Annotated in this window: 13 protein-coding genes; 8 read left to right on the forward strand and 5 right to left on the reverse strand. The window is 64.2% G+C overall.

All coding sequences use genetic code 11. The features are described 5' to 3' along the window. The first annotated feature begins 60 nt into the window (after positions 1–60). Complete coding sequence (locus SADO_RS09645; protein WP_353110994.1) at positions 61–1,281, forward strand: carbohydrate porin; 1,221 nt, start codon at positions 61–63, stop codon at positions 1,279–1,281. Positions 1,282–1,353: 72 nt separating this feature from the next. Here SADO_RS09645 and SADO_RS09650 read toward each other — a convergent pair whose 3' ends face one another. From SADO_RS09650 to gatC, 5 genes are all read right to left on the reverse strand, one after another. Then, complete coding sequence (locus SADO_RS09650; protein WP_353110995.1) at positions 1,354–1,893, reverse strand: superoxide dismutase family protein; 540 nt, start codon at positions 1,891–1,893, stop codon at positions 1,354–1,356. A gap of 104 nt (positions 1,894–1,997) precedes the next feature. After that, positions 1,998–2,414, reverse strand: coding sequence for a secondary thiamine-phosphate synthase enzyme YjbQ (locus SADO_RS09655; protein ID WP_353110996.1), 417 nt, complete (start codon positions 2,412–2,414; stop codon positions 1,998–2,000). Positions 2,415–2,473: 59 nt separating this feature from the next. Next, entirely contained in the window at positions 2,474–3,928 is a 1,455-nt protein-coding gene (gene gatB, locus SADO_RS09660; protein ID WP_353110997.1) for an Asp-tRNA(Asn)/Glu-tRNA(Gln) amidotransferase subunit GatB, read from the reverse strand. Further along, positions 3,928–5,391 carry an Asp-tRNA(Asn)/Glu-tRNA(Gln) amidotransferase subunit GatA gene (gene gatA / locus SADO_RS09665; protein WP_353110998.1) on the reverse strand — a complete coding sequence of 488 codons (1,464 nt, stop codon included), beginning with the start codon at positions 5,389–5,391 and terminating at the stop codon, positions 3,928–3,930. Before gatA ends, gatB begins: the two co-directional genes overlap by 1 nt. Next, positions 5,388–5,675 (reverse strand): Asp-tRNA(Asn)/Glu-tRNA(Gln) amidotransferase subunit GatC, encoded by a 288-nt coding sequence (gene gatC, locus SADO_RS09670; protein ID WP_353110999.1) that lies wholly within the window; start codon positions 5,673–5,675, stop codon positions 5,388–5,390. Before gatC ends, gatA begins: the two co-directional genes overlap by 4 nt. 223 nt (positions 5,676–5,898) lie before the next feature. On the opposite strand from gatC, the gene SADO_RS09675 reads away from it, so the two are divergent. The 7 genes from SADO_RS09675 (at position 5,899) to SADO_RS09705 (ending at position 13,549) form a co-directional block, all read left to right on the forward strand. After that, entirely contained in the window at positions 5,899–6,939 is a 1,041-nt protein-coding gene (locus SADO_RS09675; protein ID WP_353111000.1) for a rod shape-determining protein, read from the forward strand. An 85-nt stretch (positions 6,940–7,024) separates the two neighbouring features. Next, the gene (gene mreC, locus SADO_RS09680) at positions 7,025–7,948 is read left to right on the forward strand and encodes a rod shape-determining protein MreC (RefSeq protein WP_353111001.1); all 924 of its coding nucleotides are present in this window, start codon (positions 7,025–7,027) and stop codon (positions 7,946–7,948) included. Next, a complete protein-coding gene (gene mreD / locus SADO_RS09685; protein ID WP_353111002.1) occupies positions 7,945–8,430 on the forward strand; it encodes a rod shape-determining protein MreD in 486 nt (161 codons plus the stop codon). Before mreC ends, mreD begins: the two co-directional genes overlap by 4 nt. A 109-nt stretch (positions 8,431–8,539) precedes the next feature. After that, positions 8,540–10,423: a penicillin-binding protein 2 gene (mrdA, locus tag SADO_RS09690; protein ID WP_353111003.1), complete on the forward strand. Its 1,884-nt coding sequence runs from the start codon at positions 8,540–8,542 to the stop codon at positions 10,421–10,423. After that, on the forward strand, positions 10,420–11,538 hold the full coding sequence (rodA, locus tag SADO_RS09695; RefSeq protein ID WP_353111004.1) for a rod shape-determining protein RodA: 1,119 nt from the start codon (positions 10,420–10,422) through the stop codon (positions 11,536–11,538). Before mrdA ends, rodA begins: the two co-directional genes overlap by 4 nt. After that, a complete protein-coding gene (gene mltB, locus SADO_RS09700) occupies positions 11,535–12,545 on the forward strand; it encodes a lytic murein transglycosylase B (RefSeq protein ID WP_353111005.1) in 1,011 nt (336 codons plus the stop codon). Before rodA ends, mltB begins: the two co-directional genes overlap by 4 nt. Beyond that, positions 12,542–13,549: a septal ring lytic transglycosylase RlpA family protein gene (locus tag SADO_RS09705; protein WP_353111006.1), complete on the forward strand. Its 1,008-nt coding sequence runs from the start codon at positions 12,542–12,544 to the stop codon at positions 13,547–13,549. Before mltB ends, SADO_RS09705 begins: the two co-directional genes overlap by 4 nt. The last annotated feature ends 48 nt before the right edge of the window (positions 13,550–13,597 follow it).

A 13,597-nucleotide genomic window follows, 5' to 3' on the forward strand; every position in this document is an offset into this window, starting at 1 on the left:
AGTATGCTTCCCCCTGCAGCACGCGATACCGCCGCTGCGCTTCGACCGACGGGGGATGCGATGACACGGCCACGACGATTCACGGCGTTTGGCGCTCTGCCACTCTCGGCACTCTGCCTCGGCCTGGCGCTTGCGGGTGCTAGCCAGGCCCAGACCGCTGACGAGTTCGACACCGGCCATAACCTGCTCGGCGATCCGGCCGGCCTGCGCTCCAGCGCCACAGCGCGCGGCTTCGTTCTTGATGCCAGTCTGACTGGCGACTATTCCATGGTTCTCGACGGCGGCGAGGCGAAGCGTGCCACCGCTGCCCGCTATCTCGTCGAAGCAGGCATGACCATCGACACCGCCTTCGGCCTGCCCGGTGGCACCTTCTATATTGGCTATGTCGGTTTTCACGGCAACGATGGCAGCGTGGATGTCGGCGATTTCCAGGGCACATCGAATATCGACGCCGAGCCATTCGACGCCCTCTATTCGCTCTGGTATCGGCAATCCCTGTTCGATGACCGGCTGTCGATCAAGATCGGCAAGGAAGACGCGAATACCGACTTCGCCTATGTCGACAACGGCGGCGAGTTCATCCATTCCTCGCCGGGTTTCTCGCCGACGATTCAGGCCTTTCCCTCCTACCCGGACCCGGCCACGAGCGTAAGCGCCTTCCTGCGCCCCGGCGGCGGGCTCTATATCGGCGCCGGCGTTTATGACGGCGCAACCCAGCCCGGCATCCGTACTGGCACGCGTGGGCCCAGCACCTTCTATGGTGCCCCCAGCGACCTGTTCTGGATCAGCGAAACCGGTATCGAGTACGGCGGCGTGCACAACGGGCGCGTCGGCGTGGGCTACTGGCAGCACTCGGGCGAATTCGAGCGTTTCGATACCGGCACCGAAGATCATGCCGACGGCGCCTACCTGGTCTGGGACCAGACCATATACGCCGATAGTGCATCGGCGCGTGAAGTCGGCCTGTTCGCCCAGTACGGCTGGGCCGACAAGGAGATCAGCGAGGTCGAGCACCATGCCAGCACCGGCGTACAGGTTCAGGCGCTGCTGGCGGATCGTCCGGACGACGTGAGCGGGCTGATGACCAGCTATGTGGCTTTCTCGGATGCGCCGGGTGCGGGCTTCAGCGACGACTACGAGCTCGCGATCGAAGCCTTCCATGCGATTCGGGCGGCCGAGTGGCTCACCATCAAGCCCGACCTGCAGTACATCGTGAACCCCGGCGGCATGGGGCTGGACGATGCGACCGTCGTAACCTTGCGCGCTCAGATCTCTCTCTGACGCGGCTTTGGCTTCGGGCCCTGGCTGCCGTCGCCGGGCGGAGCGTTACCGGCTCCGACCGGCAATCAAGACTTACTCGATCACACCGCAGTACATACGCATGCCGCCCTTGCCGTGGTGGTGTGTGCCGTGGTCGTCGTAACGATCGACCTCTGCATGCACCATCACGGCACGGCCTTCGAGATCGGCAACCGTCAGACGCGGTGCAAGTACTGGCGTCGCCGCCGTGCCGTCATCCTCGACGGTGAGATTCGGCAGGTCACCCAGATGCCCGTCGCCATAAGGCCCGGCATGGCGGCCGGCCTGCTCCGGATCGTAATGCCCACCGGCCGCACCGCCAGGCATCATGTGGTCGCCCATGCGGGTGGCGCCACAGTCGGCGTTGGCATGGATATGCGTGCCATGCAGCCCACGCGACTGCAGGTTTTCCAGGGCAGGGGTGACGATCAGCCCGTACTTGGAATCCGTGAACGTCACGCTACCGACAGGCTCGGCCTCACCCGCTCCAGTAATGTGATGGAGGTTTGCCGATGCCTCGGCGGCATGGACAGACGGGCATGACACCACGGCTGCCGCGGCCACGATCGCGGCCCAGCGCTTGCGAATAAGCATGAATTCTCCTCGGTAATCGACACGGTACGTCCGCCCCGCTGTAGAGGCCCGCGTACGGTCTTCTTGTCTTTATATGCCGGCTATCCATTATAGCCGTGTCGGGCCTAGCCCGCCGCAGGCAGCAGCGTAACGACCACCTCGCGCCGATGGGGCGCGCTGCGATGCTCATAAAGATAAATGCCCTGCCAGGTGCCCAGATTGAGCGCACTGTCGGTGATGGGTACGGTCAGGTCCATGCCGGTGAGAATGCTGCGGATATGGCCCGGCATATCGTCCGGCCCTTCCATGTCGTGTTCGAACATTGGGTCGCCATCGACCACGGCTTTCCCCATCCAGCGCTCGACGTCATCGCGCACGCTCGGATCGGCGTTCTCGCAGATCATCAGGGACGCCGAGGTATGCCGAATGAACACATGACACACGCCGGTTGCGACGCCGGCCTCACGCACCACGGCATTCACGTCGGCCGTGATATCGCGGGTTGAGCGTCCGGGGGTTTCGAAAGCGAGGGTCTGTTGCATGCCGATCCGTTCCAGAGAATCCAGGTTCGCGACCAGCCTAACCCGACAAGCCGGCGCGTCTACAGCGCGTCGAGCTTGGCCACCAGCATCTGGTTGACGTCCTTCGGGTTCGCCTTGCCCTTCGACGCCTTCATCACCTGGCCGACCAGAAACCCGACGATCTTGGTCTTGCCGTCGAGATACTGCTGGACCTGATCCGGGTTGTCGGCGATGACCTGATCCACAAAGCCCTCGATCGCGCCCGTATCGGTGATCTGCTTGAGGCCTTTCGACTCGATGATCGCATCGGCGTTCTCGCCCTCGCCCTTGAACAGCGCCTCGAAGACGTCCTTGCCGATCTTGCCGGAGATGGTGTTGTCCGCCACGCGGGCGATCAACCCGCCGAGCTGCGTCGCGCTGACCGGCGATTCGGTGATCGTCAGGCCTTCGCGGTTCAGCGCACCGGACAGATCACCCATGATCCAGTTGGCCGCCGGCTTGCCGTGCGTGCTGGCTTCGCCGCCGACCGCGGCGACGGTCGCCTCGAAATAATCGGCCAGCGCACGCGAGTTGGTCAGTGCTGCAGCGTCTTCGGCGTTGACGCTGTATTCCGCGACAAATCGTTCGCGCTTGGCGTCCGGCAGTTCGGGCAGATCGGCCCGGGCGGCTTCCACGAAGGCCTCGTCGATCACCACCGGCAACAGATCCGGATCCGGGAAGTAGCGATAGTCGTGCGCTTCCTCCTTGCTGCGCATGGAGCGCGTCTCGTCCGCGTCGGGATCGTAGAGACGGGTTTCCTGCACGATGGTGCCGCCGGATTCGAGCACGTCGATCTGACGATCGACCTCGAACTCGATCGCCTTCTCGAGAAAGCGGAAAGAGTTCACGTTCTTGGTTTCGGTCCGGGTGCCGAACTCGCTCGAGCCGACCGGACGCACGGACACGTTGGCGTCCACGCGGAACGACCCCTCCTGCATGTTGCCGTCACAGATGCCCAGATACTGGACCAGCGCATGCAGCTTGCGGGCATAGGCCACTGCCTCGGCCGCGCTGCGCATATCCGGCTCGGATACACACTCGACCAGCGGCGTGCCGGCACGGTTGAGATCGATACCGGTCTCGCGATCGAAAGCTTCGTGCAAGGACTTGCCGGCGTCCTCTTCGAGGTGCGCCCGGGTGATACCGACGCGCTTCTCGGCGCCGTCGGGCAGCACGATATCGAGATGGCCCGCGGCCACGATCGGCAGCTCGAACTGGCTGATCTGATAGCCCTTCGGCAGATCCGGATAGAAATAATGCTTGCGCGCGAATACCGAAGTCGGCGCGATCTCGGCATCGATCGCCAGCCCGAACAGTGTGGCCATGCGAATAACGTTCGCATTGATTACCGGCAGCACGCCGGGCAGCGCGATATCCACCGCACTGGCCTGCGTATTCGGCTCGGCACCATAAGCGGTCGGCGCCGTCGAGAAGATCTTGCTTTGCGTTGCGAGCTGGATATGCACTTCCAGCCCGATCACGGTTTCCCAGGCCATTATTCGAATCCTGCCGGACGCTTGGTGTGCCAATCGGTGTTCTGCTGGTAGGCATGAGCCGCGCCAAGCAGTCGTGTCTCTTCGAACCACGGGGCGAGCAGCTGCAGCCCGACCGGCAGGCCGTCCACGAAGCCGGCCGGCACCGACATGCCCGGCAGACCGGCAAGGCTTGCCGGCAGCGTGTAGACGTCGTTGAGATACATCGAGACCGGGTCGTCGAGCTTTTCACCCAGCTTGAAGGCCGGCGCCTGTGTCACGGGCGCGGCGATCAGATCGACGTTTTCGAAGGCGTCACTGAAATCACGCGCGATCAGGCGACGCGTCTTCTGCGCCTTGAGGTAATACGCGTCGTAATAACCGGCCGACAGCACATAGGCGCCGACCATGATGCGACGCTGCACCTCGCGGCCGAAGCCTTCGCCGCGCGAACGGGTATAGAGATCTTCCAGATCGACCGGGTTCTCGCAGCGGTAGCCGTAGCGCACGCCGTCGAACCGCGCCAGATTGGAAGACGCCTCGGCCGGCGCGAGCACGTAATAGGTCGAAACCGCGAGCTCGGTATGCGGCAGCGAGATCTCGACGATCTCGGCGCCCTGGGCCTGGAACTCGGCGATGGCCGCATCGATGACCTTGCGGCTGGCATCGTCCAGTCCCTCGGCGAAGTATTCCTTCGGCAAGCCGACCCGCATGCCCTTGAGGAAGTCGTCGCCCTGCCCGCCGAGTGCACCGACATAATCCGGCACGTCACGCTCCACGCAAGTGGAATCGCGCTCGTCAAAGCCGGCCATCGCCTGCAGGACGTGGGCACAGTCGTCGGCGGAGCGGGCAAAACAGCCGCCCTGGTCCAGGCTCGAGGCAAAGGCGATCATGCCGTAGCGCGACACGCGACCATAGGTCGGCTTGATGCCCGTCACGCCACAAAGCGCAGCCGGCTGGCGGATCGAACCACCGGTATCGGTACCGGTGGCCGCCGGAACGAGGCCGGCCGCCACGGCGGCAGCAGAACCGCCCGAGGAACCGCCCGGTACGTAATCGGTATTCCAGGGATTGCGAACCGGCCCGTAGAAGCTCGTCTCGTTCGACGAGCCCATGGCGAATTCGTCCATATTGGTCTTGCCAAGCGTGACCGTGCCGGCCGCAGCCAGACGTTCGACCACGGTCGCGTCATAAGGCGCGACGAAGTTGTCGAGCATGCGCGAACCGCAGCTTGTGCGCACACCGCGGGTGCAGAAAATGTCCTTGTGGGCGATCGGCAGGCCGGCCAGCGGCCCATCGGCCGCCCCGCCGGCGTCGAGCGCTGCCGCGCGCTCACGGGCGGTGTCGGCACAGCCGCTGATCATCGCGTTCAGCGTTTCGTCGTGAGCGGCGATACGATCGAGAAAATGCCTGCTGAGCTCGGCCGCGCTCACTTTCCCTGCGGCACGTTCTGCGACCAGTTCGCGGATACTGCGCGGGTAGCTCATTCGATCACCTTCGGCACCAGATAGACACCTTCGGCCGTCGCGGGCGCAATCGCCTGGAAATCGTCGCGGGACGTCACCGGAACCGCCTGGTCGGCGCGCAGGCGCGCGGCCAGATCCAGCGGATGGGCCATGGGCTCGACATTGGTTGTGTCGGCCTTTTCAAGGCTGGCGACAACATCGAGAATATTCGACAACTCGCCGGCATATTCGGCGATCTGGTCGTCATCAAGACCCAGTCGGGCCAGCCGGGCCACGTTGCGTACCTGATCGGCAGTCAGACTCACGGGCTTTGCCTTTGCTGTGCATGAACGTGTGGAAACACAGCCCCAATGGCGCTGCGCGGGCGTAAAACTAGCATAACTGCCCCCTGCCCGACTGTCGGCGTTGCCGACACGCAGCCCCATTGCTAGCATTGCGATCTTTAGTGCGTCGCGACGTGGAGTCGCGGTGCCCGATGCGCGTGTTTTCTCACGCGCTTTTTTGTACTTGCCCTCGGGTGTGCTTCACATGTTCGACAACTTTCGCGGCCTGTTCCTCAACGATCTCTCGATTGATCTGGGTACGGCCAACACGCTGATTTATGCGCGCGACCAGGGCATCGTGCTCAACGAGCCGTCGGTCGTGGCGGTTCGTACCGATGTCCGCGGCGGCAAACGTATCGAGGCCGTCGGCCATGACGCCAAGCGCATGCTCGGACGCACACCCAACCACATCACCACCATCCGTCCGCTCAAGGACGGCGTGATCGCCGACTTCACCGTCACGGAGAAGATGCTCCAGCACTTCATCCGCAAGGTGCACAAGAAGCGCATGCTGCGGCCGATGACGCGCGTACTGGTCTGCGTGCCCTACGGCTCGACCCAGGTCGAGCGCCGCGCGATCCGCGAGTCGGCTTCCAATGCCGGCGCACGGCGCGTGTATCTGGTGGAAGAACCGGTCGCAGCCGCGATCGGCGCGGGCATCCCGATTGGCGAAGCCCGCGGCTCGATGGTGCTGGATATCGGTGGCGGCACCTCGGAAGTCGCGGTGATCTCGCTCAACGGCATTGTTTATGCCGAATCCGTGCGTACCGGTGGCGACAAGTTCGACGAGGCAATCGTCAATTACGTGCGTCGTCAGTACAACATGCTGATCGGCGAATCGACCGCCGAGTCGATCAAGCAGCAGATCGGCACCGCCTTCCCTGGCCACGAGGTCAAGGAGATCGAGGTGGTCGGTCGTCATCTGTCGGCCGGTGTGCCGCGCGCGTTCACCCTCAACTCGAACGAGGTACTGGACGCGCTGCAGGAACCGCTGTCGAACATCACCAGTGCGGTCAAGCTGGCGCTGGAATCCACGCCGCCGGAACTGGGTTCGGACGTGGCCGAGCGCGGCATCGTGCTCACCGGCGGCGGCGCGCTGCTGGCCGATCTGGACAAACTGATTTCCGAGGAAACCGGTCTGCCGGTGATCGTCGCCGACGACCCGCTGACCTGTGTCGCCCGTGGTGGCGGCATCCTGCTGGAAATGATCGATCGCAAGACCGGTCAGCTGCTCGCGCTCGAATAGCGCGCGACACAGTTGCGCAAGGCCTGCACGCCGGCCTAATCTGGCGCGATAACATCAGTTAATTCCACGGTTTCGGGGGCGTTGGGTGCGCGGACTCGCCGAGGACGACAAAACGCCGTTTCTGGGTCGCCGCATTACGCCGGGCATCCGAATCGTTGCGATTGCGGTCATCTCGATCATCCTCATGATGGTCGATCACGCCAGCACGTCTCTCACTCCGGTGCGCAGCACGCTGGCGGTCGCAACGCAGCCGATCCAGATGATCGCCGAGATGCCGGGCGAGGTCGCCCATTATCTGGGCCGCTACTTCGATCGTGGCCAGCTGATCACCGAGAACGAAGCGCTCGAGCAGAAAGTGCTGCTGCTCCAGGCGCGCCTGCAACGACTCGCCTCGCTGCAGGCCGAAAACGAGCGCATTCGCGCCCTGCTCGCCTCGGCCAGTTCGCTGGATCAGAACGTGCTCATCGCGCGCATTCTGTCGGTCAGCCCTGACCCGTATCGCCACTACATCAAGCTCAACAAGGGTAGCTCCGACGGCGTGTTCGTCGGTCAGGCACTGGTCGATGCGAACGGCATCATGGGCCAAATCACCGATGTCACGCCGCTGGATTCGCGCGCGATCCTGATTACCGATGCGAATCACGGCATCCCGGTCGAGATCAATCGCACCGGGCTGCAGACGATCGCGCAGGGCAGCGGCAAGACCGATGAGTTGCGATTGCCGTTTCTAGCCAACAACTCGGATATCCGCGCCGACGACCTGCTGGTCACTTCCGGGCTGGGCGGGCGTTATCCCGCAGGTTACCCGGTTGCACACGTCACGAGCGTCGTCCATCAGCCCGGCGACGAGTTCCTCGACGTGGTTGCCAACCCCACTGCCCATCTCAACCGCGGCCGCGAAGTGCTGCTCGTGTGGACCAGTAACACCGAGGCGCAGGCGCGCGAAGACGCGGTTGCGAGCGAGGCTCAACCCCAGGGCGAAACGGGCGCCGAACCCACGGCCCCATGATCATCGAACGCCGCGTCAGCGGCCTGCTGATCCTCGCAACTCTCGGCGCGGCGTTGTTCCTGGCCCTGTTGCCATTACCTGATGCGTTGTCCGCGATCCGGCCGGCCATTTATGCCGCCACCGTGCTGTTCTGGGTGCTGATGCAGCCGATGAGTTTCGGGCTGATCGCGGCCTGGTGTTGCGGTATCCTGATCGACGTCATCTACGGCACGCCTTTCGGCGAGCACGGCCTCGCGCTGGCCGTGGCCGGTTATGCCGTGATTCGGATGCGTGAATTACTGTGGACCTTTCCGGTCTGGCAGCAGAGCGTGCTGCTTCTGCCCGTTTTCGTCCTGTATGAATTCGTGCTGTTCTGGATCGACGGGGTCGCCGGCGCCGAGGTGAACCAATGGTGGCGTTGGCTGCCGGTATTGACCACGGCCGTCATCTGGCCTTTCTGGGCCTCTATTCTGGAACGCATTGCAGAATTCGAGGTCGGATAGCGTGGGGTCTCAACTATCCTTTATAACCGCTTGAGCCAGCTCGCAAACCGCCACTGCGACGCAGCTCGGCGCGGGCAGATGTCCGAAAGACGGGAGCGACACACATCCAATGGCCGCCGATAACGCCATCAAGAACCATGCGGCCGAACGCCGCATGTTCCTGCTGCGTACCGCTGTGGCGGGCGCGGGCATCGCCGTGCTCGTGGGTGTTCTGCTGTTCCGCGTGAGTTACCTGCAGGTGCTGCGCCACGGCTATTACGAGACCCGCTCGCAGGACAACCGCATGCGGGTACAGGTCATGCCACCGGTGCGCGGGCTGATCTACGACCGCAACGGTGTGATCCTCGCCGACAACCTGCCCGCCTACCGGCTCGAAATCGTGCCCGAGCAGGTCGATGATCTCGACGCGACGCTCGATCGGCTGGCCAAGCTCATCGAAATCCGCAAGGCCGACCGTGACCGGTTTCGCGAGCGGGTGGCCAAGACGCCACGTTTTCGTGGCGTGCCGATCCGGCTGAACCTGAGCCAGCGCGAAGTCGCGCGCTTCGAGGTCAATCGCGGCGATTTCGCGGGCGTCGAGATCCGGGCGGGCCTGACGCGCCACTACCCGCTGGGCCGCGTCGCCGCGCACCTGGTCGGCTATGTCGGCGGCATTACCGTGCAGGATCTCGGCCGCGTGGACGAAAAGCGCTACCGCGGTTCGAACCACATCGGTAAATCCGGAGTGGAATACAGCTACGAGTCCCGTTTGCACGGCGACCCCGGCTCGCGCGTGGTCGAGACGAACGCCAGCGGACGCGCCCTGCGCGAGCTGGAGATGAATCGCCCGACCGCCGGCGAAAGCCTCTACCTGACCATCGACGCCCGCCTGCAGAAGGCCGCCTTCGATGCGCTGGGCGACCAGGACGGCGCCGTGGTCGCCATCGATCCGAACACCGGCGGCCTGCTGGCGCTGGTCTCCAAGCCCAGCTACGACCCGGATCTGTTCGTCGACGGCATCAGTCATGTGAACTACAAGCAGCTGATTACCGATCCGCACAAGCCACTGTTCAACCGCGCGCTGCAAGGCCAGTATCCGCCCGGTTCGACGGTAAAGCCGGTGATGGCGCTGGCCGGGCTGGAAACCGACCAGATCGAGGCTGAAAAGCAGGTGTGGTGCCCGGGTTTCATCACCCTGCCCGGCAGCAATCACCGCTATCGCGACTGGAAACGTTCCGGCCACGGCTGGGTCGATATGCTGGAAGCGATCTTCCGCTCCAGCGACGTGTATTTCTACAAGCTCGGGCTCAAACTCGGCATCGACAACATCCATCGCTATGGCGAGCTGTTTGGCCTAGGCGCTCGTACCGGCGTGGACCTGCCGCGCGAGAACTCCGGCATCATGCCGTCGCGTGCCTGGAAGAACGGCACGCGTAACCAGCCGTGGTATCCCGGCGAGACGCTCAACACGATTATCGGCCAGGGCTTCATGACCACCACGCCGCTGCAGCTCGCACAGATGACCAGCCTGATCGCGCAGCGCGGTGCCGGCTACAAGCCGCATGTCTTGCGCGCGTGGAAGAATCCGGTCAACGGCGGCGTCAGTCAGACCGAGCCGACCGCCTTGCGCCCCATCGCGCTCAATGACCCCCAACACTGGGATGTGGTGATCAAGGGCATGGAAGAGGTCATCGGCAACCCACGCGGCACGGCTTATCACTACGTCGGCCAGAATCTCGACTACACGATTGCCGGTAAATCCGGCTCGGCCCAGGTCACGAAACTGGCCCAGAACCAGGCCGCGCCTGATATCGAGGATGTCGAACACCAGTTCCGCGACCACGCGCTGTTTATTGCCTTTGCGCCGATCGAGAATCCGGAAATCGCAGTGGCCGTGCTTGTCGAGCACGGCGGTGGCGGCTCCAGCGTGGCCGGGCCCGTCGCCCGCAAGGTCATCGACGCGTTCCGTAGTCAGCCGCCTGTACTACAGGCTTCAACCGGGAGCGGCCGATGAGCACGAACGCCACCAACGCGCCGTCCACGTTGTCCGAATGGCTGGTCTACTGGCGTATCGATCTGCAGCTGCTTGTCGCCCTGGCCTGCTGTGCCGCATTGGGCCTGTTCGTGCTCTACAGCGCCTCCGGCCAGTCCAGCACGGTCGTAATCAACCAGAGCATCCGGCTGGGCATCGGCCTGTTGGGCATGTTGCTCGTTGCCCAGATACCGCCGGAATGGTTCCGGGTGGCCGCGCCCTGGGTCTTCGGCTTTGGCGTCTTCCTGCTCGTGCTCGTGGTCGTGCTCGGCGACACCGCCATGGGCGCGCGGCGCTGGCTAGATCTCGGCGTCGTGCGCTTCCAGCCGTCAGAACTGATGAAGCTGGCCGCGCCGTTGGCCGTTGCAGCTTATTTCCGTGATCGCAGCCTGCCGCCGAACCTGCGCGATATCGGCGTCGGCGCGCTGCTCATCGCGGTACCCGTTCTGCTCGTCGCCGACCAGCCGGACCTCGGCACGGCACTGCTGATCGCCGCCGCCGGCAGCTTCGCGCTGTACTTCGCCGGCCTGCGCTGGCGCATCATCCTGCTGCTGATAATCGCGGCGGCCGCCGCGGCTCCGGCGCTGTGGTTCAACATGCACGAGTACCAGCAGGAACGCGTGCTCACGTTCCTGAACCCGGCGCGCGATCCGACGGGGGCGGGCTATCACATCTCCCAATCCAAGATCGCGATCGGCTCCGGTGGCTTGTTCGGCAAGGGCTGGCTCAACGGCAGCCAGGCCCATCTGAACTTCCTGCCGGAATCGGATACCGATTTCGTGTTCGCCGTATTCGCCGAGGAAACCGGCCTGTTCGGCGTCATGGCGCTGCTCGGGCTGTACTGCTTCATCGTCGGCCGCGGCCTGTATATCGCAATGAAGAGCCAGGACACCTTCCAGCGCCTGACGGCTGGCAGCCTGAGCCTGACCTTTTTCATCTATGTGTTCGTGAATATCGGCATGGTCGCCGGGCTGTTGCCCGTGGTCGGCGTGCCGCTGCCGCTGATCAGCTATGGCGGCACCTCCATGGTGATCCTGCTGATCTCTTTCGGCATCCTCATGTCTATCCATACCCACCGGAAACTGCTCGCCACATGACACGATCGACTCTTCTGCTCGCGCTGGGTCTGGCCTGCGCGCCCCTGATCGCCCCGGCAGCGACCGGCAACTACGCTCAGCGCCCCGAAGGCAAAGCGCTGCTGGAACGGCTCGAGAAATCCGACGGTGTGGATATCGAAGCCGCGCGCGCCCTGCTCGAGGACGCGAAATACCAGCCCAAGATCGTGGCCACGATGCGCAAGCCAGCCGAGCGCACGCTGACCTGGAAGGATTACCGCCCGATCTTCCTGCAGCCCGAGCGCGCCGAGAAAGGCGCGGCCTATATCGAAAAGCACCGCGAGCTGTTCGAACAGGCCGAGGACGAGTACGGCGTGCCGGCCAATATCATCGCCGCTATTGTGGGTGTCGAGACCAAATACGGCGCATTCATCGGCCGCGACCGCGTGCTCGATGCGCTGGCCACGCTGGGGTTCGATTATCCGGAACGTTCCGCCTATTTCATGCGCGAGCTCGAAGGCTTCATCGAACTATGCGTGGAAGAGGATCTCGCCTGCGATCGCGAGATCGGCTCCTATGCGGGCGCCATGGGCCTGCCGCAGTTCATGCCGTCGAGCTACCGCGCCTATGCGGTGGACGGCAATGACAACGGCAAGCGCGACCTGTGGGAAGAGCCGGCCGACATCATCCACTCCGTCGCCAACTACCTGGCCGAGCACGGCTGGCAGCGCGATGCGCGCGTCGCCCTGCCCGCGTGGATCGGGGATAGCGACAACCTCGACGAAATCGAGCGCAGCAAGCGCAAGGGCGCCTACCGATGGGACGCCCTGCGCAAACTCGGCGTGCGCGTCGACGACGAGCCACCGGCCGATGCCGATGTCGGCCTGCTCCAGTTCGAAGGCGCCCACGGCACGGAATACTGGCTCGGCCTGAACAACTTCTTCGTGATCACCACCTACAACCACAGCCCGCTGTACGCGATGGCCGTGTACCAACTGGGTCAGGAAATCGCCCTGGCACGCCAGACTAGCGGCGAGGACAAGCCGTGATTGGCTGGCGCCTGCCGGTGCTGCTGGGCGGCGCCGCGCTGCTGATCGCGGGCTGCGCCAGCCAGCCTCGCTCGCCGGCCAGCAGCGGTGGCAGTGCGCCGTCGCCGCAATCCAGCAAGGGTGGCGGCTACTACCAGAACGACGGCCCGCCCGACGACGAGAACATCGATCTCGACGCCGTACCCGATGCCGTGCCGCGCGATGAGCCGTTCTCGCGCTACGGCAACCCGGACAGTTACGAAGCGCTGGGCAAGACCTACTACGTGCTCGACAGCGCAGCCGGCTTCACCCAGACCGGACGCGCCAGCTGGTACGGCAAGCAGTTCCACGGTCGCCGCACATCGAGCGGCGAGCCGTACAACATGTTCAAGATGACGGCCGCCCACAAACGGCTGCCGGTGCCCAGCTATGTGCGCGTGACGAATCTCGACAACGGCAAACAGGTCATTGTGCGCGTCAACGACCGCGGCCCGTTCCACGACGGCCGGATCATCGACCTGTCTTATGTCGCCGCGCGACGCCTTGATGTCGTGGCCCACGGCAGCGTGCCGGTACGTATCGAAACCGTCACGCCGGCGACGATCCGTGCCGAGAAGCGCCAGCAACAATCCAACGCTCGCGCGTCGACCCCACGCCCGCCGCAGCAGGCACGACGGACACAGACGACAACAGCCGCCCCAGCCGCTCCTGCGCCTTCAACGCGCGCGCAGACGAATTCGAATCGCGGACGCGCGATTCCGGTTGCCAACCGCACGGCTACGCCCAATGCCGGCGGGGACGGCTATTATCTGCAAAGCGGTGCCTTCGGCGAGCGCGACAACGCGCAGCGTCTCAAACAGAAACTTGGCAACGCCGGTTTCGGACGCGTATCAGTCGTGCCACCGAGGAGCAGCGCCGGCCTGTATCGCGTCAGGCTCGGCCCGTTCGACGACGAACGCAGCCGTGCGCTCAACCGCCAGATCCTCGTCGAACAGGGTTTTTCCGCCCGCAACGTCGATCGTTAGCCCACACGGGCCCGAAGCGCTAAACTGCCGCGCAACCGGGGTCGCCAT

It is taken from the genome of Salinisphaera dokdonensis CL-ES53 (assembly GCF_040361215.1).
GTDB lineage: Bacteria > Pseudomonadota > Gammaproteobacteria > Nevskiales > Salinisphaeraceae > Salinisphaera > Salinisphaera dokdonensis.